The following is a 907-nucleotide window of genomic DNA, read 5'->3' as shown; positions in this document are numbered from 1 at the left end:
CAGCTGTTTGACCGTGTCAGTGCCATTGGCGCCAAAACTTTGGTTGCAGCACTGGAAAAGCTGCAGGCCGGACAACTGCAGGCCGTACCGCAACAGCATGAGCAGGCAACCATGGCACCGCCGCTCAATAAGGAAATGGCGCGGTTTGACTTTACGCAGGATGCCATGCATATTCACAATTGGGTGCGCGGTATGAATCCCTGGCCGGTGGCCTGGTTTGAACAGGACGGTAAAAAAATCAAAGTGTTGGAGTGCCGCGTAGCTAAAAATGAATGCGGTGCAGCCCCTGGCACGGTGCTGGCCCTTAAACCGTTGACCATTGCAACGGGCAGCGATGCAGTGGAATTGCTGACTGTAACCCCCGAAGGCGGCAAGCCGATGGCCGGAACTGCCTGGGCGGCCGGTCGTCGGATGAAAGTGGGAGATGTGCTGTGACGCCCCGCCGTTTGGCCGTCAAGGCATTGATGCATCAGGAACAGGAAGGATATGCAAACCTGGTCCTTGATGCAGAACTGAAAAAATGTGTTCCGCCCCTGGATGCCAGAGACGCTGCTTTTGCGGCACGTATTTTTTATACAGTCTTGGAATATCAGCCACTGTTGGACCATCTGCTGAATCGCTTCAGCAAAAAGCCGGTTGTCCGGTTGGATACACCGGTGCGTGCCATCCTGCGGGCAGGCCTTGCGCAGGCACGTTATATGGATGTGCCGCTCCCGGCAGCAGTCAATGAGTCGGTAAAGCTCACCAAGGCGATGGGCAAAACAAGTGCGGCCGGCATGGTGAATGCAATACTGCGCCGCGCGGCAACCGTTCATATTCAAGCAGAAGATTTCCGGAATCCGTTGGAACGGTTGGAAATTTATGAATGTCTGTCTCATCCGGTGGCGGAGCTACTGTATGAGCAGTA

The 907-nt window shown here is 55.0% G+C and carries 2 protein-coding genes; both read left to right on the top strand.

The features are described 5' to 3' along the window. The coding region (locus tag H6B10_RS14700) for a methionyl-tRNA formyltransferase (RefSeq protein ID WP_430661765.1) at window positions 1-435 on the top strand (435 nt) is incomplete at its 5' end. After that, window positions 432-907: transcription antitermination factor NusB (locus tag H6B10_RS14695; protein WP_345941859.1), on the top strand; the 476-nt coding region annotated here is incomplete at its 3' end. The genes H6B10_RS14700 and H6B10_RS14695, both read left to right, overlap by 4 nt.

The sequence above is a fragment of the Gemmiger formicilis genome (genome assembly GCF_016901605.1).
Classification (GTDB): Bacteria; Bacillota; Clostridia; order Oscillospirales; family Ruminococcaceae; genus Gemmiger; species Gemmiger formicilis_B.
Note: the sequence above shows the minus strand (reverse complement) of the source record. Positions and strands in the feature narration are given on the sequence as shown.